Annotated in this window: 21 protein-coding genes; 9 read left to right on the top strand and 12 right to left on the bottom strand. The window is 69.0% G+C overall.

Going from position 1 to position 19,388, the window contains the following annotated elements:
• From G6016_RS02105 to G6016_RS02120, 4 genes are all read left to right on the top strand, one after another.
• The coding region (locus G6016_RS02105; RefSeq protein WP_182631057.1) for a cbb3-type cytochrome c oxidase subunit I at positions 1-552 on the top strand (552 nt) is incomplete at its 5' end.
• 41 nt (positions 553-593) lie between these two features.
• Entirely contained in the window at positions 594-1,667 is a 1,074-nt protein-coding gene (locus G6016_RS02110; protein WP_182631058.1) for an NAD(P)H-dependent amine dehydrogenase family protein, read from the top strand.
• A 122-nt stretch (positions 1,668-1,789) separates the two neighbouring features.
• On the top strand, positions 1,790-2,782 hold the full coding sequence (locus G6016_RS02115; RefSeq protein WP_338403476.1) for an esterase/lipase family protein: 993 nt from the start codon (positions 1,790-1,792) through the stop codon (positions 2,780-2,782).
• A gap of 105 nt (positions 2,783-2,887) precedes the next feature.
• The gene (locus G6016_RS02120; protein ID WP_182631059.1) at positions 2,888-3,856 is read left to right on the top strand and encodes an esterase/lipase family protein; all 969 of its coding nucleotides are present in this window, start codon (positions 2,888-2,890) and stop codon (positions 3,854-3,856) included.
• A gap of 200 nt (positions 3,857-4,056) precedes the next feature.
• Here G6016_RS02120 and G6016_RS02125 read toward each other — a convergent pair whose 3' ends face one another.
• The 6 genes from G6016_RS02125 to G6016_RS02150 form a co-directional block, all read right to left on the bottom strand.
• On the bottom strand, positions 4,057-5,121 hold the full coding sequence (locus G6016_RS02125; protein ID WP_182631060.1) for an ABC transporter ATP-binding protein: 1,065 nt from the start codon (positions 5,119-5,121) through the stop codon (positions 4,057-4,059).
• 163 nt (positions 5,122-5,284) lie between these two features.
• Positions 5,285-6,616: an ABC transporter substrate-binding protein gene (locus tag G6016_RS02130; protein ID WP_182631061.1), complete on the bottom strand. Its 1,332-nt coding sequence runs from the start codon at positions 6,614-6,616 to the stop codon at positions 5,285-5,287.
• Between the two features lie 101 nt (positions 6,617-6,717).
• On the bottom strand, positions 6,718-7,557 hold the full coding sequence (locus tag G6016_RS02135) for a carbohydrate ABC transporter permease (RefSeq protein ID WP_182631062.1): 840 nt from the start codon (positions 7,555-7,557) through the stop codon (positions 6,718-6,720).
• Entirely contained in the window at positions 7,554-8,429 is an 876-nt protein-coding gene (locus G6016_RS02140; RefSeq protein WP_241729675.1) for a carbohydrate ABC transporter permease, read from the bottom strand. The genes G6016_RS02135 and G6016_RS02140 overlap by 4 nt, the downstream gene beginning before the upstream one ends.
• Positions 8,430-8,700: 271 nt before the next feature.
• A complete protein-coding gene (locus tag G6016_RS02145) occupies positions 8,701-9,630 on the bottom strand; it encodes a L,D-transpeptidase (protein WP_182631064.1) in 930 nt (309 codons plus the stop codon).
• 779 nt (positions 9,631-10,409) lie between these two features.
• Positions 10,410-11,399: a hypothetical protein gene (locus G6016_RS02150; protein WP_182631065.1), complete on the bottom strand. Its 990-nt coding sequence runs from the start codon at positions 11,397-11,399 to the stop codon at positions 10,410-10,412.
• Between the two features lie 165 nt (positions 11,400-11,564).
• Here G6016_RS02150 and G6016_RS17625 point away from each other — a divergent pair, with 165 nt between their 5' ends.
• Positions 11,565-12,113 carry a DUF1990 family protein gene (locus G6016_RS17625; RefSeq protein ID WP_182631066.1) on the top strand — a complete coding sequence of 183 codons (549 nt, stop codon included), beginning with the start codon at positions 11,565-11,567 and terminating at the stop codon, positions 12,111-12,113.
• 93 nt (positions 12,114-12,206) lie between these two features.
• On the opposite strand, the gene G6016_RS02160 is transcribed toward G6016_RS17625, so the two are convergent.
• Positions 12,207-12,842: a TetR family transcriptional regulator gene (locus G6016_RS02160; protein WP_182631067.1), complete on the bottom strand. Its 636-nt coding sequence runs from the start codon at positions 12,840-12,842 to the stop codon at positions 12,207-12,209.
• A gap of 53 nt (positions 12,843-12,895) precedes the next feature.
• Between G6016_RS02160 and G6016_RS02165 the strand changes: the two genes are divergently transcribed.
• Positions 12,896-13,441 carry a DUF2020 domain-containing protein gene (locus G6016_RS02165; RefSeq protein WP_182631068.1) on the top strand — a complete coding sequence of 182 codons (546 nt, stop codon included), beginning with the start codon at positions 12,896-12,898 and terminating at the stop codon, positions 13,439-13,441.
• 56 nt (positions 13,442-13,497) lie between these two features.
• Here G6016_RS02165 and G6016_RS02170 read toward each other — a convergent pair whose 3' ends face one another.
• From G6016_RS02170 to G6016_RS02190, 5 genes are all read right to left on the bottom strand, one after another.
• Positions 13,498-14,100 (bottom strand): TetR family transcriptional regulator, encoded by a 603-nt coding sequence (locus tag G6016_RS02170; RefSeq protein WP_182631069.1) that lies wholly within the window; start codon positions 14,098-14,100, stop codon positions 13,498-13,500.
• A 116-nt stretch (positions 14,101-14,216) separates the two neighbouring features.
• Positions 14,217-14,444 carry an antitoxin gene (locus G6016_RS02175; protein WP_182631070.1) on the bottom strand — a complete coding sequence of 76 codons (228 nt, stop codon included), beginning with the start codon at positions 14,442-14,444 and terminating at the stop codon, positions 14,217-14,219.
• Positions 14,445-14,497: 53 nt separating this feature from the next.
• Positions 14,498-14,770, bottom strand: coding sequence for a GlsB/YeaQ/YmgE family stress response membrane protein (locus G6016_RS02180; RefSeq protein ID WP_182631071.1), 273 nt, complete (start codon positions 14,768-14,770; stop codon positions 14,498-14,500).
• A gap of 152 nt (positions 14,771-14,922) precedes the next feature.
• The gene (locus G6016_RS02185; protein ID WP_182631072.1) at positions 14,923-15,249 is read right to left on the bottom strand and encodes a GNAT family N-acetyltransferase; all 327 of its coding nucleotides are present in this window, start codon (positions 15,247-15,249) and stop codon (positions 14,923-14,925) included.
• Positions 15,246-16,142, bottom strand: a complete 897-nt coding sequence (locus tag G6016_RS02190; RefSeq protein WP_182631073.1) for a universal stress protein — start codon at positions 16,140-16,142, stop codon at positions 15,246-15,248. The genes G6016_RS02185 and G6016_RS02190 overlap by 4 nt, the downstream gene beginning before the upstream one ends.
• A 346-nt stretch (positions 16,143-16,488) precedes the next feature.
• Here G6016_RS02190 and G6016_RS02195 point away from each other — a divergent pair, with 346 nt between their 5' ends.
• The 3 genes from G6016_RS02195 to G6016_RS02205 form a co-directional block, all read left to right on the top strand.
• Positions 16,489-17,457, top strand: a complete 969-nt coding sequence (locus tag G6016_RS02195; RefSeq protein ID WP_182631074.1) for a pseudouridine synthase — start codon at positions 16,489-16,491, stop codon at positions 17,455-17,457.
• Positions 17,458-17,516: 59 nt separating this feature from the next.
• Positions 17,517-18,287, top strand: a complete 771-nt coding sequence (locus G6016_RS02200) for an ABC transporter ATP-binding protein (protein ID WP_182631075.1) — start codon at positions 17,517-17,519, stop codon at positions 18,285-18,287.
• Positions 18,287-19,388 (top strand): ABC transporter permease (locus G6016_RS02205; protein ID WP_182631076.1); only part of this gene is annotated, 1,102 nt, incomplete at its 3' end. The genes G6016_RS02200 and G6016_RS02205, both read left to right, overlap by 1 nt.

Here is a 19,388-nt window from a genome sequence, read left to right on the forward strand (position 1 = left end):
CTGTTCGGCACGATCGTGTTCGCCACCTTCGCTGGCGTGTACTTCTGGTTCCCCAAGGTCACCGGCCGCATGTACGACGAGCGTCTGGGCAAGTGGCATTTCTGGCTGATGTTCATCGGCTTCCACTCGACCTTCCTGGTCCAGCACTGGCTCGGAAATCAGGGCATGCCGCGGCGCTACGCCGACTACCTGGCCACGGACAACTTCACCGTCCTCAACCAGATCTCGACCGTCGGTTCGTTCATCCTGGGCATCGCGATGCTGCCGTTCATCTGGAACGTCATCAAGAGCTGGCGCTACGGCGAGATCGTCACCGTCGACGACCCGTGGGGTGCCGGTAACTCGCTCGAGTGGGCCACGTCCTGCCCGCCGCCGCGCCATAACTTCGACACCCTGCCCCGGATCCGTTCCGAACGGCCGGCGTTCGAGTTGCACTATCCGCACATGAGCGAGCGCATGCGCGCCGAATCCCACGTGGGGGGCCGACGGAAATCCACTGATCCCCGGACGGCCAAGGACGTTGCGGACCGGGGGCCAACACCGCATAGGTGAAACAGGTTCTACCGACGGCTGTGGGCGGTTAGGGTCCAGCAATGACGATTCGAGTAGTGGAGTGGTCGACAGGTTTCCTCGGACGGATGGCGGTCGACGCGATCGATGCCCGACCGGAACTCGAGCTGGTCGGCGTGTTCGTCTCCGACCCCGCGAAAGTTGGGCAGGACGCCGGCCGCCTGGCCGGGATGGACCGAGACCTCGGCGTCGCCGCCACCGACGACAGGGACGCGCTGCTCGCGCTGCAGCCCGACGCGATCGTGTACACCGCGGAAACCGAGACGCGCTTCATGGACGGCATCGAGGACTTCACTCAGTTCCTGCGCGCCGGGATCAACGTGGTGGCGTCCGGGCCGGTGCTCCTGCAGTTCCCGCACGGGATCATCCCCGACGAGATGATCACGTCCCTGGCCGACGCCGGCCGTGAAGGCGGGGCGTCGCTCCACGTCAACGGCATCGATCCGGGCTTCGCCAACGATGTCCTGCCGCTGGCGCTGACCAGCCTGTCGCGGAACATCGACCTCATCCGGGTCGGTGAGATCGCCGACTATTCGGTGTACCACCAGGGCGAGACCATGCGGCGACTGTTCGGGTTCGGCCAGTCCATGGAGACACTGCCGCCACTGCTGCGGCCGGGCATGCTCGCCGCAGGCTGGGGCTCGGTCGTCCGGCAGATCGCGGCCGCGCTGGACGTGACCCTGGACGAACCGCTGGTGGAGCGGCACGAGCGTCTCGCCGCCGAGCAGGACTTGTCGGTGCTGGCGATGGAGATCCCCGCGGGGACCCAGGCGGCCATGCGATTCGAGGTGGTGGGGCAGGTCGACGGCAAGGACCGCATCATCCTGGAGCACGTCACCCGCACCGCAGACGATCAGGCGCCCGACTGGCCGCGACCCGATCGTGGGGGCGGCTGTTACATGGTGGAGATCGAGGGCTCCCCGAAGATGCACCTCGAGCTGAGCTACGACGATGCCAGCGGCGACCACAACGTCGCCGGAATGCTCATCACCGCGATGCGATTGGTCAACGCTGTGGAAGCGGTCGTCGCGGCCGAACCGGGAATCGTCTACGCCAAGGACCTGCCGATGATCACCGGGCGCGGCCTGCTGAACTGACCGGCATGAGCCCGGGCTGACGGGGCCGATTCGGCGAAGCGGCCGGCGGGCGGCGGATCGGGCTGCCGGCGGAGGGCCTGAAGGCCGACCCATTCCCCGGCGCGGAATGGTCTAATCGCACGGTGACCTCCACCACAATTGCCGCCGGTCGGCTGACGAGACTCCCGCTGGTGCTCACGGTCGCGCTCACCGCAGTCGCGCTCGCGTTGGTCTCCGCGCCCGACGCCCGCGCCACCGACCCGTCGGAGCGGAAGCCCCTGCCTGTCACCCATCACTTCCTGTCCGGAGCCGCACTCGCACTGGGCACGCCGGGGGCTACGCTGCCCGGCACCAACGACTGGAACTGCCGGCCGAGCGTCGACAAGCCCCGCCCGGTGGTGCTCGTCCACGGCACGATGGGCGGCGGCACCACCAACTGGGCCACCTACGGTCCGCTCCTGCACAACGAGGGCTATTGCGTCTACACGCTCACCTACGGTGCGATTCCCGGCGCGGCATGGCCGCTGAGTGAACTCGGTGGAATCTCGGACATCCGTCGGGTCTCCGTGCCGCAGGTCGCCGAGTTCGTCGATCGCGTGCTGGAGTCCACGGGAGCCGAGCAGGTCGACCTGGTCGGACACTCCCAGGGCACGCTCGTATCGGGACTGGTGGCCAAACTCGAGCGACCCGGACGCGTCCACACGGTGGCCTCCCTCGCTCCGCTGTGGCACGGCACCGGCGGTTCACTGGCAGATCAGATGATGACCGCCTCCACCGGTGGCGACCCGGGCCTCGCCGAGACGGCGTGGATGCCCGTCACCCAGATGCTGCCGGGCTCTCCGCTGCTGCGGGACCTCTGGGCCGGCGGCACCCCGTATGCGCCGGGCGTGCGGTACCTCAACGTGGCGACCCGCTACGACGAGGCCATCCTCCCGTACACCTCCGGCATCGTGGACGGCCCGATGACGACCAACGTGGTGGTCCAGGACGGCTGTGAACAGAACCTGTCCGAGCACGTCGCCGTGGCCGCCGACCCGCGCGCCGCGGACTTCGTGCTGAACGCGCTCGACCCGGACAACCCCCGCGAGCCGAGGTGCCAGGCCATCGCCCCCATTCACGGGCCGACGGGATCCTGACCCGCACCTGCACCTGCACCTGCACCCACACCCGCACCCGCGCCCCGCACCCGTTCCGCACCGCAAACCGCGACGGGCGTCATAGGGGAATGGCTTAATAAGAGCATGAAGCTTCTTCGCGCTGCCTCGGCGCTCGCGGCCACGGCCATGGCAGCGGCGGCGCTGGTGCTGACCGGCACAGCCGGTGCGTCAGCTGCCGTTCCCGGAGCGCCCACCGACGAGCAGGTCCCATGGCGTTGGTGGGACGGCGCGGCACACCAGCTCACCACCGGCCTGGCCGACCCGCCGGGGCTGAACCGTGATGACTGCCAGCCGTCGGAGCACCATCCCAACCCGGTCATCCTCGTGCACGGCACCGGGCTCAACGGTGGCAACTCGTGGGCGACCGTCGGCGCGGCACTGGCGGCCGAAGGCTTCTGCGTGTGGGCCCCGACCGTCGGGGCGCCGTCCGGCATGGGCTCGACGGGCGGATTCGACTCGCTGACAGGGGCATCGGCACCGCAGTTGGCCGCCGAGATCGACCGGGTACGCGAGCTCACGGGTGCCGAGCACGTGGACCTGGTGGGACATTCGCAGGGAGCGATCGTGGCCTCGTTCGTCGCCGCCACCGCGCGGGCCGACGCCGTACAGACCGTGGTGACACTGGGCGCGGACCCGACGAAATCCGGGGAAGGGCCACCGGAGTTCGTCACCGCGATGATGGGCGTGCTGTCTGCGGAAACGACGCAGCGCGACGCCGAAGCAACCCTCGCGTGGTTGGGCGACGAAGGCGTCCCGTATGCACGTGGCGTGCGCTATGTGGCGGTGACCTCGGATTATGACGAGCTCACCGGTCCGATCACCGCGCCGAGAGTGCCGGACTGGGTGGACCTGCGGGTCGTGCGGCTCCAGGACGGATGCGAGGCGGACCGCTCCGGGCATCTGACCGTGCTGGCCTCCCCGCGGGCGGTGGACCTGGTGGTCGACGCGCTGGGGACGTCCGATACCGGAGGCAACAGAACCGACACGCGGCCGCTGCGATGCGTGCCTGCCGATCAGCTGACCGGAGTTCTCGCGCCGGTGCCGCCGCGGTAGAGACGCGAAGGCGCTGAAAGCTGCGCGCGGCGACTGCGTTCTCACGATCTGCCCTCGGGATTCGCCTATGCGCGCGGGGCCCGCAGGGCAACTCGTCACGCGAAGGGTAGGTCGTAAATCGAAGGGCAGATCGCGCGCAAGCGAGCGCTGCGGCATGTGCGGCGAGCGCTGCGGTGAGCGGTGCTGTGAGCGCGGGGTTTCTAGTCGACCCGCAGTCCGGTCTCGGTGTCGAAGGCGTGGACTTCCGAGTCGAGATGTCGGACCCGCAGCCGCTCGCCCACAGCGGTGCTGTGAGCGCGGTCGAGGCGGATCGCGAGGCGCTCGCCGGACTCGGTCGAGCCGTAGGCGAAGGACTCGGCGCCCAGTTCCTCGACCAGGTCCACCACGAACTCCATTCCCGGCTCGCTCTCGCCGACCACCCGCAGGGCCTCGGGCCGGGCGCCCAGCAGGATGCGGTCGCGCCCGTCCAGTGAGGCGGGGACGTCGACCCCGGCGGTGCCGACCATGGCGCGGCCGCCGTCGACGGGCACCTCCACCAGGTTCATGGCCGGGGTGCCGATGAACCCGGCGACGAAGGCGTTGACCGGCCGGTCGTACAGCTCGCGGGGTGCGGCGATCTGCTGCAGGACCCCGCCCTTGAGGACGGCCACGCGGGTGCCCATGGTCATGGCCTCGACCTGGTCGTGGGTGACGTACACCGTCGTCACCCCGAGCCGACGCTGCAGACCGGCGATCTCACCACGTGTAGAGACGCGCAGCTTCGCGTCCAGGTTGGACAGCGGCTCGTCCATGCAGAACACCTTGGGGCGGCGCACGATCGCCCGACCCATCGCGACGCGCTGCCGCTGCCCGCCGGACAGCTGCGAGGGCTTGCGTCCGAGCAGGTCCTCGAGCTGCAGGATCCGCGCCGCCTCCTCGACCTGCTTGCGGGTGTCGGCTCTGCTGACCCCGGCGTTTCGCAGGGCAAAACCCATGTTCTGCGCGACGGTCATGGTCGGGTAGAGGGCGTAGTTCTGGAACACCATGGCCACGTCGCGGTCGCGCGGGGCGACGCGGGTCATGTCCTCGTCGTCGATGTAGATCGTGCCCTCGTCGACGGGTTCGAGTCCGGCGAGCATGCGCAGACTCGTTGACTTGCCGCAGCCGGAGGGGCCGACCAGAACCAGGAACTCGCCGTCGGCGATGTCGATGTCGAGGGAGTCGACGGCGGGCGCCGACGACGTGTCGAAGCGACGCGTGGCGCCTGCGAACCGGACGGTGGCCATGGTGGGAAGGCTCTCCTGGAACTGATACGGGGACTGGTGTGAACTAGCTGGCTAGAGCGGGGATGCGGCGCCGGGACGCCGCGGCCAGACCGGTGATGATGACGACGACGATGGTCCTCGTCGTCGTCATCATCACTTCTTGGTTTTCTTCAGGCGTGCGAAATCAGCCGAGCTTCGGCGTGATGTCGGTCTCGATGATCCGCGCGGTCTCGGTCTGGAGCTGCTCCATCACACCGGGGATGTCCTCGCCGGCGAGGACCTTGTCCAGGCCACCGCCGATGCGGGTGCCGCCACCGGGCACCAGCACGCGGGCGTTGTCCTGCGGGCGGGTGAACTCGAGCTGGTCGATCGCGGTCGCGGCCTGCGGGGTCTCCTCCAGGTACGCCTTGATCTCCTGGGCCTCCTTGGCGCCCTTGCGGACGGGCATGTAGCCGGTGGCCTGGGCGAACTTCGCGGTGCCCTGGGTGGAGGTGATGGAGTTGATGAACTTCAGGGCGTTGATCTGGCGCTCGCGCGAGATGCCGGCCGGGATGCCCAGGCCGGCGCCGCCGGTGGGGCAGGACGAGTTGGCCTCGGCGCCCGGCAGGAACGCGGTGCCGAACTCGAACTGGGCGTTCTCGGTGGCGGTCTTGAGCGAGCCGGTCGAGGCCATCGCGCAGGCGGCCAGGCCGGAGGCGAACTCGGTGATGGAGTCCGCGGAGACCACGAGGTAGCCGTCGTCGTTGATCTGCTTGAGGCGCTCGACACCGGCAATGGTGTTGGGGTCGGTGAAGGTGGTGTCCCAGCCGACGGAGTAGGCGCCGCCGTCGTCCCAGATCATGTTCTGCATGGTCCAGTCGAGGTAGTTGGCACCGTCGTACATCGCGATCGCGTGTTTGCCGTCGCCGACCGCCTCCTGGATGGCCGGCGCCCACTCCATGAACTCGTCCCAGCTCTCGGGGCCGCGGTCCGGCAGGCCGGCCTGCTCCCAGACTTGCTTGTTGTAGTAGAACAGCGGGGTCGAGCGGGCGTAGGGGAGACCGTAGGACTTGTCCTCGAGGATGTAGTCGCCGAACAGGGCGTCCACGTACTCGTCGGTCTTGACGCCGGCCTCCTCGAACAGGTCGTCCAGCGGGGCGAGCTGCTCGTTGAGGGCGAAGTTGAACCAGGTGACGTCCGAGACCACCACGACGTCGGGCAGGTCGTTGCCGGTGAGGGCCGCGTTGAGCTTCTGGGCGACCTCCTCGTAGTTCTTGCCGCCGTCGACCAGGTTGACCTTGAGGTCCGGGTTCTCCTGCTCGAAGGTGGCGATGAGCTCCTCTTCGGTGGCCTTGGAGCTGCCCGGGTGGTTGGACCAGAAGGTGATGGTGCCGTCGGAGCCCTCGCCCCCACCGCCACCGCCGGAGGAGTCCCCACCGGAGGTGTCACTACCCGATCCGGCACAGCCGGCGGCGGTCACGGTGGCGGCGGTGGCGCCGAGGAGGCCCAGGAAGAGCCTGCGATTCACGGGATTCATTGCGGGTGCCTTTCTAGGTGCTGCATGGATGGGTAGTGCTCGATCGATACTGCGTCGATGGGTCGTGTCGGACAGGTGGCATTGGGGAGCGGAACCGGGGGTCAGCCCTTGACCGCTCCGGAGGTGAGGCCCTTGATCATGCGGCGCTGCAGGAGCAGGAACACGATGAGGATCGGCGTGATGGTGAGGATCGTGGCGGCCATGACCATCGGCCAGTCGATGTAGGCGTCGGTGGAGATGAGCCGGGCGAGGCCGACCTGCAGTGGCGCGACGGTGTCGTCGGAGGCCACGAGGAACGGCCAGAGGTACTCGTTCCACTCGTTGACGGTGGTGATGAGCGCAAACGCCACCACGGTCGGCCAGCTCATCGGCAGCAGGACCCGGAACAGCAGCTTCATGTGACCGCAGCCGTCCATGCGCGCGGCCTCGATGATCTCGAACGGCAACGTGAGGAAGTGGTTGCGCATGAGGAAGGTGCCAAAGGCGACGCCGGCGAGCGGGATGATGATGCCCTGGAAGGTGTTGATCCAGCCAAGCTGCGCGATCAGCGCGTAGTTGGAGATCACGGTGATCTGGTTGGGCACCATGAGCGCGGCCAGGACGAGCATGAACACCAGTCCGCGGCCGGGGAAGCGCAGGTAGACGAAGGCGTAGGCGCTGAGGATCCCCAGGATCAGTTTCACGGCGACGAGGATCGTGGTGATGATGATCGAGTTCCGGAAGTACGCCTCGAACGGCACGTTGTCCATGACGCGGCCGTAGGGGGCGGTGGTGACGGGCTCCGGCCACCAGGCGGGCGGCTGGATGTACACCATGTCCGGGGTCTTGAACGAGGTGACGATCACCCAGTACAGGGGTAAAGCGATGATCGCCAGCACCAGGAACATCGCCACGTAGCCGGCGATCTTCATCGGCAGCGAACTGCGGTTGAGCGGGTTCATGTGACCTTCCTGTCCATGACACGGACCTGGATGGCGGTCACGACGAGCAGGACCAGGAACATGATGGTGGCGACGGTGGCGCCGTATCCGGCGCGGAAGTTCTGGAAGGTCTCCTGATACACCTGGAACACCATCGTGGAGGTGCCGTTGCCCTGCGGGCCGCCGCGGGTCATCACGTAGATGATGTCGAAGACCTGCAGCGAGTTGAGCAGGACCGTGATCGACAGGAAAAACGTGGTGGGCCGCAGCAGCGGGAGGGTCACCTTACGGAAGGTGGTCCAGCCGCTGGCGCCGTCCATCTCGGCGGCCTCGTACAGTTCGGCGGGCTTGGCCTGCAGCGCCGCCAGGTAGATGACGAAGCTGTAGCCGAGGTTCTTCCAGATGTAGGTGACGGTGACCATGAACAGGGCCCAGTTGGGGTCCTGGTAGAAGTCGGGGACCGGCAACCCGACCATCGTCAGCAGCGCGGAGATCATCCCGAACCGCGGGTCGAAGATGAACTGGAACGCCACGCCGATCGCGGCGCCGGCGATCACGAACGGCGCGAACACCGCCGAGCGGACGATCCCCCGCCCGATGAGCTGCTGGTCCAGGAGCAGGGCGAGCGCCAGCCCGAGCACCATCGATCCGATCACGGCCGAGAGGGTGAAGATGAGGGTGTTCTGCACCACCACCCAGCTGTCGGGGCGGTTCCACCACTCGATGTAGTTGTCCCAGCCGATGAACGTCGCGGTGGGCGAGGAGATGTTCCAGTTGAAGAAGCTCAGCCGGATGTTGTCGATCAGCGGCCGGTACACGAACATCCCGAGCAGTGCGAGGTTGGGCAGCACCAGCGCCACGAAGAGCAGGCGCTCACCGACCGTGCCGGGCAGTCCGCGCCGGCGCCGCTTGGCGCGCGCGGCCGGTGGTGGGGTCGGATCGACGGCGGTAGGGGAGTCGGCCGTCGGGCTCGCAGGTGTCTGCACGAAACAAAGCATTGCCTGAGAGGGTTAACGGCCCCTTGCTGGACGGTGGATCACAACTTTCGTGGGGGCGTCGAATCGGTACAGGTGTTGAAACACGCGCGCCCCCTGCCAGTGTGGCAGGGGGCGCGGTGCGAGCGGGCGTGGTGGGCGCGCGTGAGGTGCGCGTGAAGGGCGCGGGTCAGTAGTTCCAGTCGCCCTGTCCGTCGAAGGCGCCGAAGTGCTTGCCGGGGCCACCCACCACGAAGAACGGGTCGCCGTTGCCGGTGTTGTCGTAGTACCAGGCCGCGTCCTCGGGGCTGAGGTTGATGCAGCCGTGCGAGACGTTGCGCACGCCCTGGTCGGCGACGGACCAGGGGGCGGAGTGGATGAAGATGCCGTCATAGCTCAGCCGCACGCCGTCCTGGACCACGGTGTCGTAGCCGCCGGCGTCCTTGGCCAGGCCCCAGGTGGCGGAGTTCATGTGGACCTCGCGGGCGCGCCACCCGTTGTAGTAGATGCCGTTGTAGGTGGGGTAGGCGGCGCGGCCGGCGGAGGCCTTCATCACGCGCACCACCTCGCCGTTGCGGGTGACGGTGACCTCGTGGGTGTTGTCGTCGTAGGTGGAGACCACGGCGTCGCCGGTGCGGAAGGTGTGTTCGGCGCCGCCGGCCCACACGGTGACGGCGGTGGCGGCCGGCCAGAACTCGTGCGGCCGCCAGCGCAGTTCGGTGTCGCTGACCCAGTAGTACTTGCCGTCGACGCCCGGCGCGGAGCGGATCCCCACCGCGGCCTCGGCGGCGGCGCGGTCGGCGACGGGCCGGTCGAAGGTGATCATGACCGGTTGCGCCACGCCGACCGTCTCGCCGCCCGTGGGGTAGACCGAGGCGACCTGCGCGTCGACCGCCGGTCGCTTCGGGCCCGGGACGGGGACCGTCACGACGGGCAGGGAGGTGAGTCCGGGCGTGAGGAAGGTGGGGAGCGGCGCCGTCTCGAGGCCGACCGCGCCGGCCGAGCCCGAGGAGCCGAAGGTGCCGGCGAGGGACTGTGCGGAGGCGGCGGGGGAGAGCCCGACGACGACGAGGCCAGCAGCAGCCACAACCGTGGTCACCGACTTGATTCGGCGGTTCATCGATCTCCTTCGGGCAGGGTCCGCAATCGTGCGGAGGTGGGCGTGGGCGGTTCGGTCGTGCGACAGCCGGCGGTCGCTGGTGGCCGCCAGCGTCTGCCAGCGTCTGCCAGCGGGTGCCGGCGGGTGCGTGCTGCCAGCGGTTGCCGGCGGCACAGCTGACGCTTAGCCGTTGACAACAATAATCACACTAGTCACTTATGTCACTTCTGCAACATTTTCCTGCGCGACGCCCGGCCCGGCCCCCTCCGTCGCCTGGGCTCGGGCCGGGCTGGCGTTTGGCTGGTCGCCATTTCGCGTCGCGCGGGCGAGCTTCTGTCGCAGACTGTCGGCAGTGGTTCGATACGGTACAAAACCATGCCATCGTTCAATGGCATCGAGCCGTGGGGAACTGCAGGTAGATGCTGCGGCACACCTTGTTGACCGTAAGTCAACAAGATAATGCCTGTTCACCGGCTTGCTCGTACTTTCAGCGCAACATACAGTTTCATTAGTCACCACCTGAGGGAGGTGGCCGAGTGAAGGGCTGGCTGAGGGGCCACGACTTCACGCTGAGGGGCCGGTCCCACGGACCGGAGCACCTGGGGGGGTGCTGGCCCGCGGCCGCAAAGGCATGCGAGGCGGCGTGAGCGCGTCACACGCGATCCGCTTGAATAGATGAACGGCGTCAGGAGCTGAGGGGCTCCGACGCCGTTCCTCTTTTCTGTGACCGTCGACCAGAGGCGGCGAATGCGCCCTGGGGCCGACGGGTAATGGGCCCGCAAACTAAGTGGGCTGCGGGGCTAGTCGGTGGTGAGGACCTGGCGGGCGACCCGGTGGAGGCCGGCGAGAGCCTCCGTCTCCGCCTCCGCAGTTCTGGGAGTCTCCGGCTGGAGCATCACCATGTGCCACAGGTCATCGCCGTCGATGAAGATCGTGTGCACCTCGACGCCCCCGCCGGTCGGGGCCGAGACGCAGTCGATGAATGCCGTTGCCAGCGGGGGCGATGCGGGCCCCGGCGCTTCCGGGGATGCCGCCGGGGCGCCTTCGATGGTCGCGGCTAACGTGCCGCGGACCTCCGAGCAGGCGAGACGAGCTCCGAGCAGAACCGGCTGGCTGGCGAGTGCGGCTTCAGCGCCGCCCACGGGCCGGACCACGCCCGCGGCGAAGGTGTCGGGGATGAGATCCGGATCAAATGCTGTCGTCGGCGTGGCCGTACCACTGGTGGTGGCCCCGGACGTGGTGGCGTCGTCAGCGTCGGCGTCAGTGGCGGCGGTTGTGCTCGTCGGAGTGGCGCTGGTCGTGACGCTGGTGGTCGTCGCCCCGTCGGTGGAGGTGGCCGTGGTGTCGTCGTCCGAATCTTCTTCGTCTGTGCCGTCGTCCCCACCTTCCTCGTCCTCCGCGTCGGCGTTGTCGCCCGTGGTGTCGTCGTCCTCGTCCCCCTCGCCCGCGGCGCGTTCGGCCGAGCTCGGACCGCCGTAGGTGCAGACGAGGCGGAGGTCTCCGGTGCCGGTCGGATCCGTCTCGGGCATCGAGGCGCCGGTGAGCTGGATGATCTCCGCGGTCGACTGGTCCAGCAGGGCGCACGCGTCGAGGCGGGGGTCGTCGGATTGGGCATGCGCGATCATCGCCGCTGCGGCCTCGGGATTCGGGGTCGGGGTGATGCGCATGGGGCCGGCCTCGACGTCATCGCCGTTGCCGGAGCAGCCCGCGAGCACCATCGTCGCGACGATCGCCATCGCGCCCGGTACTCCGCGGGACAGGAACGGCGACGTGGGGCCCGGCGAAAGCATGGCCACGATCCTACGTCGCGCGCGCGTGTGCACCCATTTCTCCTCGTGCAGCCGGCCCGCCTACCGGCCTGCCGACGCAGTTATGTGACCGGTGTCACTAGCCCGACGTCCGACGTTCACCGGGTATGTGCCGTCCGATCAACTGCCCTGGTGAGACTGCATAGCGTGGAGCCGACATCTGGGACAGCACGCGGGCACGACCGCCGCCTCACGCAGCTGCGGGGGCGTGCGCTCGGCTATCAGCGTTCGACTCTTTCTGCGCCCGGTCGGTGCCGCGCGCCCGAGGGCTGGGCCGAATCCGTCCAGACCGCCGACCTCGGCGACGGGGTGGAGCTGTTCGATACAGCCGCCGACGACCTGCTGGGGCTGACCGCCCACACCCGGGCCGGGATCCGGATCGTCGAGGCCGACCCGGACGTGCCCGAGGACATCGACATTCTGGACGGGCCCATGCGCGGGCCGTGCCGGCTGGTCGACAGGGTGGACGAGTCGCTCCGCCAGGGGCTGGTCCTGGGCACACTCGAGGGGAATCTGGCGGTGGCCGAGCACCGCTGCCATGTCGATCTCGATCCCGACACCGGCGCGGTCACCGCCACCATCCGAACCACCTGGCGGCCGCGGTCGGCCTACCTCCTGCCCGGCGCCGCCCGCCGTGAGGAACGGGCCTTCCAGCGGCTGGGCGAAAAGCTGGTGCGTGCGCTGGGCGGGCGCTGAGCGGACCACTGCGTAGGGCAGCCGCCGAGCGACACCCGAGCGGGCGGCAGAGCAGGCGGCAGAGCGGGCGGCAGAGCAGGCGGCCGGGTCACCTCACGAATCGTCGGGCCCGGACGTCACCGCATTGGTGACGGCGTCGAACGATTCCCTCACCAGGTTCTCCAGCAGGGCGCCGGAGGAGTCGGTACGCCAGCGCTCGACCGCCACCCGCAGGATCGAGATGGACGCCGCGGCCACCGTCGCGGACTCGAACGACGTCGGTGACCGGCCCTCGCGCAGGCTCACCAGGACGGCGAGCCGGTTCTCCACCCGGGCGAACAGGGAGTGCATCTCGGTCTGGATGCCGGGCTCGTGCTGCCACAGGTCGTGGAACCGATCGAAATCCGGGGCCTCGCGGCGGGCCGTGGACACCTGGTTCCACATCAACTGCGCCAGTGCGGTCATGGTGGGCACGGACCGGTCGGACAGGAACAGATGCACGGCCTCAGGTTCGGCCGGCGGCACATAGGGAATGCACGCGGCGACCTTGGACGGAAAATAGTTGAAGAACGTCCGGCGGGAGAGGTTCGCGGCGGCCGCGATCTCGTCGACCGTGACGGCGTCGAGACCCCGCTCGAGTGTCAGGTCCAGCGCTGCCGAGGTGATGCGCGCGCGAACCTCGTGACGGCGGTTCACGGCCGCCGCCCCCGGGACTCCGATGTCGTCAACTCGGACCTCCCGTCCGGTCATGGTGTTAGTGGCGTTGATGTTACGGAAGCGGTGCCCGACTTATCCTGGCTGGCATGACTCAACGTGCTCCCGCCGCCCTCGCCGCGACCTCCGTGGCGCTTCTCGCCGTCCTCGCCGGGTGCGGTGGTTCGGAGCCGGCGCCGGAGATGGGGACCATCCGCACCGAGCCGCTTCCCGCACCGGAGGCGGAGCTGCCCATTGCGCAAGCGAATGCCGACGGCGAGTGCCCCTACCTGTCGGTGGAGGAGGTCTCGGGTGTGGGCGTCGGGCCGGTCACCGGCGTGCGGATCGACGACAGTCTCGACCCCGCGGGCTGCTTCTTCTACGGCACCGAGAACGAGGTCATCCTCACCACCACGGTTCATACGGCGGACTCCGCGGAACGCGCGGCGGAGATCGTGGCCGAAACCGCGCCCGCCGACGTGGCCGAGGAGGCCGCGGTCAAGGGAGGATGGATCGGCGCCGGAACGGAGGGGCCGGGCGGTGTGCTGCTCGTATTGTCCCGCGGCGACCAGCTGCTGGCGGTGCAGACGGTCCACGAGGAGTCAGGCCCGGCGACGGCGACGGCCAATCTGGTGGGGCCCCGCATCGACGGGTGACCGATGGCGGCGACAAGTCGTCGGCGGCTTCGGTGCTCAGCGCTGCTCAGCGCTGCTCAGCCGGGCTCGGTGATCATCCCCAGGATGAGCTCGGCCATGCTGCGGGCCGTCATGGTGGTGGTCTGGACCTCGCCGAGCATGGCGGCGGTGACCGCTCCGTCGTGCAGCAGCGCCAGGCGGTCAGCCAGGTCCTCGATGTTGTCCGGGTCCTGCAGTCCCATACCGGCGAGCTCGACGCGAAGGGTCTCGGTGACCCATTCGCGCTGCTCGGCGACGGCGTGGCGGATCGCCCTTTCGCCGTCGGTGCCGGGGCTGGGGAACTCGATCGCGGCGGCGATGTGACAGGAGCCGGGGGTCGCGGGCTCGACACGTTCGCGGATGATGTCGAACAGCGCTAGGACGCGGCCTCGGGCATCGGGGGACAGGTCGGCGCGACGCCGCCACAGTTCCCGGTCCCGCTCGGTCACCGACCGGAGGTAGGCCACCACGAGTTCGTCCTTGGATCCGTACGTGTTGTAGAGGCTGGCCTTGGCCACGCCGGCCTCCCGCAGGATGCGGTCGATCCCCACGGCCCGGATTCCGTCGGTGGAGAACAGGCGGGTCGCCGTGGCCAGGAGCCGCTCCCGCGGCGGTGGCTTGGTCGACCGAGTCTTCGTCACGGGATACAGACTATCGGCACCGACCACCGACGCCACGGGGCCGGCACCGCGTGTAGCGGCACCGGCCCCGAAGTGGTGGTGACGGGAGCCCGGCCACTCAGCCGGGCACGTGTCCGTCAGGCAGGCGGCTGACCCTCGCCCTCGGGGGCCTCGTGGCCACCCTCGGGTGCATTGTTGCCGCCGCCGGTGAGGAAGTCGCCGGCCTTGTCCTGCACCTTGTCGACGTGTTCGGCGTGCTTACCGCCGGTCTTCTCGTCGAACATGTCGCCGGCCTTGTCGATGCCCGACTGCACCTTGTCCGGGTTCTTGCCTGCGAATTCCTTGGCCTTGTCGAGGAAACCCATAGTGGAGTCCTTTCTGTAGGAGGAGTCTGTGCGCTGCAGGACTGACCGTCAGGTCAGACCTTGCTGCGGCCCCTGATGGCGGTCACGATCCAGATGAGCAGGCAGGCGCCGATGATCGCGGCGACGAAGCCCCAGATCGACCATGCGTCCGGCATGCCGCCGCCCTCGGTGAAGAACGAGACGAGGAAGCCCACGACGAACGCGCCGATGATGCCCGACGCGACGTTGGCCACGAATCCCATCTGGGCGTTCTTCTTCATGATCATCGAGGCGATCCAGCCTGCGATGCCGCCGACGATGATCCAGGAGATGATGCTCCACAGCATGGTGGTAGTCCTTTCCCGAGAGTATTACTCAGCCCGGTGTGGGCCGCGTACTCAGGAGAACACGGAAGGCGCCCGAAATGCTTCCGGACGCCTCCACTATGCAGTTAAACGTCGCTCACCTGTTACCGCGTCGTAGCCAACCGTTGTCGGTGTCAGGCCAGCTCGGCCGAGTCGGGATTCTTGGTGATGTAGCCGGCCACGAAGGTGCACTCGGGGTTCACGCGCAGTCCGTCGCGCCGGGTGGCCGCGAGCGCCTCGCCGATCATCCGGCCGGCCAGTCCACGACCTCCGAACTCGGAGTCCACGACCGTGTGTGGGAACGTCCGCACGCCGGCGGCGCCACCGGTGCCGGGCTCGTCGTGGTAGTCGGCGAAACCGGCCACCACGTCCCCGACCAGGATCTCGAACTTCCCGGCGACCTCGTCCTGCCGGACCTGCACGGCCTCGTCGCCGCCGGTGTCGGTACCGCCGCCGCTCATGCGTGGGCCTCCGGTCGCACGACCATGACGGGGCACGGGGCGGCCTGGAGGAGCGCGCGGGAGGTGGAGCCCAGGACCATGCCGGCGAAGCCGCCACGCCCGTGAGATCCGACGACGACGAGCTGTGCTCCCTCTGACTGCTCGACCAGTGCGCGAACGGCACGATCTCTGGTCACATATCGGGTGACCTTGACGTCCGGGAAGCGGTCGGCAAAGCCGGCCAACCGCTCTGCGAGGGTCTGGTGCTGCTGCTCCTCGAGCTGACTCCAGTCGTCATCGGTGAGGGCGATCCCGGCGGCCGCGGCCTGGACCTGCGGGTCCATCCAGGTGTGGACCGCGATCAGTTCGGCGCCACGGGCGGAGGCCTCGGCAAACGCCCAGTCGGTGGCGCGGGCGCTGATCTCGGAGCCGTCGATTCCCACCACGACCGGACCGTCGGTGCCCGGGTGGTCGGTGTCGGTGCGGGTCACCACGATGGGGCAGAACGCGTGGCTGGCCACGGCCGCGGAGACCGAGCCCAGGACCATGCCCTTGATGCCGCCGAGGCCGCGGGAGCCCAGGACGATGAGTTTGGCCTTCCGCGAGTAGTCGATGAGTACCTGCGCGGGGTTGCCCTCGACCACGGCGTGGTTGACCTCGATCTCGGGGGCGACCTTCAGGGCGGTCTCCCGGGCGCCTTCGAGGATGGGCAGGCACTCGCGCTCGAGCTCGTCGTAGACGGGCTGCGGCGGCACCATGCCCTCGGCGAACATGGCCGCCGGCATCGTGTAACTGGTGACGAGGAGGAGCGGGATGCCGCGCTTGGCGGCGGTGTTGGCGGCGTAGGCGACGGCGCCGGTTGAGGCGTCGGAGCCGTCGACACCGACGACGACAGTGTTCTCGAGGGAAGCCATGCTCCGAGCCTACCGCTGACCGTAGCCCTCGGACGTGGCTTGGCAGACGCTGCTCAAAAGGGGGTTACGCCGACCATCCGGGTGCCGCTGACGTGCCGCCGAGAGGTGTGGGAGAGGCCGGGAGAGGCCTACGTGCCCTCGGGGAACGGGGCGTTGGACGGGTAGGCGAGGTTGAAGCTGCCCTGGAACGCGGGCAGGATCGCGCGGCCGGGGCCGGACAGGAAGAACTCGACGACGGCTTCGATCATGTCTAACTCCTGGTACTGGAGAGCTAATTCAGTCCCAACGTGGCTGAAGTGTCAGATGGGGCGAGAGGGAGTGTAGCGCACGGATTAGGCTCCCGGATATGTCCAATTCACGGCGGAGCCGCCGACCGCTGCCCCTGCGGGACGGCGTCGACCCGGTGCGCATCCGGCTCGCCGACCCCGGCCAGGGGCCCCGAAGCATCCCCGAGGAGCTCCGCCGTCGCTTCCCCGATCGGCTCGACGAGCTGGAGGCCGCGCTGGCCTCCGGCGAGGTCGTCACCGCCGACGGAACCCCCGTGACCAGCACGACCCGCCGGCACAAGGGAATGGACGTGTGGACGTATCGGCGTCCCGATCCTGAGCCCCGGGTGCCCTTCGACCTGCAGGTGCTGCACCGGGATGACCGTCTCGTCGTCGTCGACAAACCTCATTTTCTCGCCACCACGCCGCGCGCCGGGCACATCACCGAGACCGCATTGGTCCGGCTCCGTCGAGACCTCGGTCTCGACGACCTGGCGCCCGCGCACCGCCTCGACCGGCTCACCGCCGGCGTGCTCGTCTTCACATCCGACCCCGCGCACCGCGGCGCGTACCAGGACCTCTTCGCCGCGCGGCGGGTCGACAAGACCTACCTCGCCGTGGCGCCGGCGCCGGACGGCACGCCCGAGGTGCGCGAGCGGTCCAGCCGGATCGTCAAGACGCGCGGCATCCTCCAGGCCGCCGAGGTCGACGGCGAGTCCGACGCACACACGCGCATCACGCTGCTGGAAGCCCGCGACGGGCTGGGTCTCTACCGCCTCGAGCCCACCACCGGCCGCACCCACCAGCTCCGCGTGCACATGAACGCCCTGGGCACGCCGATCCTCGGCGACGACCTGTACCCCGACGTGCTCGAGGTGACTCCCGGCGACTTCACCCGCCCGCTGCAGCTGCTGGCGGAATCGATCGCGTTCACCGATCCCGTCTCCGGCGAGCGGCGCCGGTTCACCACCCGTCGCGCACTGGAGCAGTGGCCGACCGCACCCGATGAGCCCGAGCCCGATCAGGGTGGAAACCAGGGCCATCCCTGATCCGCCCCGGCCCCCGGATGCTGCATGCTTTAGTCGACCACCACCTTGCGAGGGAGCACATGACCACCCAGGCCGAGACCCATCAGCAACCCGGCGCCGCGGAGCCCGTGGCCGCCATCGCCACCGACCTCGTCATGACCTACGGCGAGGGCGAGACCGAGGTGCGCGCCCTGGACCACGTCAGCGCCACCTTCGCCAAGGGCAGGTTCACCGCCATCATGGGGCCGTCCGGCTCCGGCAAATCCACCCTCATGCACTGCATGGCCGGGCTCGACCGGCCCACCTCCGGGTCCGTGCGGATCGGCGACACCGAGATCGTGGGCCTGCCGGACAAGCAGCTCACCGCGCTGCGGCGCGACCGGATCGGCTTCGTGTTCCAGTCCTTCAACCTCGTGCCCACCCTCACGGCCGAGGAGAACATCACGCTGCCGCAGGACATCGCCGGCCACCGCATCGACCGCGCGTGGTTCGACGAGATCGTGGGACGCCTCGGCATCCGCGACCGGCTCTCGCACCGGCCGTCCGAGCTGTCCGGCGGTCAGCAGCAACGCGTCGCCTGCGCCCGCGCCCTCGTGGGCCGGCCCGACATCCTCTTCGGCGACGAGCCCACCGGCAACCTCGACTCCACGTCCTCGGCCGAGGTCCTGTCCATCCTGCGCAGTGCAGCCGACGACTTCGGCCAGACCGTCGTGATTGTCACCCACGACCCGCGCGCGGCCACCTACGCCGACCGCGTCCTGCTGCTCGCCGACGGCCGCCTCGTGCGCGAGCTCGAGCACCCGACCGCCGACGACATCCTGGCCGCCATGGGCGCGCTCGAGGACCACTGATGTCCGCCGGAAAGCACCAGGCGAGCCCGGCCACACGCGGCGAGCACACCCAGAGTCACGCCCCCCGCCACGCGCGGCCGATGCTGCGCGTCTCCCTGCGCAACATCGCCGCCCACAAGGTGCGGCTCCTGCTGTCGGTGCTGGCCGTGGTGCTGGGCACCGCGTTCGTCACCGGCTCGCTGGTGTTCACCTCCACCCTCAAGAACACCTTCGACGGGCTGCTCGAGCAGGGCACCGCCGACCTGTCGGTGCAGATCGAACCGGCGGACCCGCGCGGAGCCGGGGTCCCGTTCGGCGTGGCCGAGGAGGTCCTGGAGGTGCCCGGCGTGGCCGCGGCGGTCCCCGGCGTCTCCGGCACGGTGGTGGTGTTCAACGCCGACGGCACCCCGTACCAGTCCGGCGGCGCACCGTCGGAGGGCATCGCGTGGATCGAGCCGGAACGCGCGGTCGGCAGCAGTAACGAGCTGGTCGACGGACGCGCGCCCGCCGCTGACGGCGAGGTCGTGCTGCCCGCGGGCGTCCTGGAGGGGGCGGGTCTCGCGATCGGCGACCCCGCGCAGGTCTACACCACCTCCGACGGCATGCTGGATGTGACCGTGGTGGGCTCCTACACCAGCAGCACCGACGTGGGCGGCTACGTGGGCGTGGGGTTCACCTCCGAGCAGGCCCGCGCCCTGTTCACCGACGGCGAGAACGCCAGCAGCGTGGCCATCCGCGCCGAGGAGGGCGTGGACTCCGGCCAGCTGCGCGACACCATCGCCGCCCAGTACCCCGACCTGACCGTCAGCACGGGCGAGGAGGTCAAGGAGCGGCTCTCGGAACAGCTCGGCACGCTGCTGGACTTCATCAACTACTTCTTCGTGGCGTTCGGCCTGATCGCGCTGCTGGTCGGCACGTTCATCATCTACAACACCTTCTCCATGCTGGTCGCGCAGCGACTGCGGGAACTGGCGCTGCTGCGGGCGATCGGCGCCTCGCGCGGCCAGATCACCCGATCGGTGCTGGCCGAGGCGGCGGTCACCGGCATCGTCGGTTCGGCGATCGGCGTGGTGGCCGGCTTCGGCCTGGCCCAGCTGATCTTCATGGTGCTCGACGCCTTCG

The sequence above is a fragment of the Dietzia aerolata genome (assembly GCF_014144865.1).
GTDB classification, from domain to species: Bacteria; Actinomycetota; Actinomycetes; order Mycobacteriales; family Mycobacteriaceae; genus Dietzia; species Dietzia aerolata.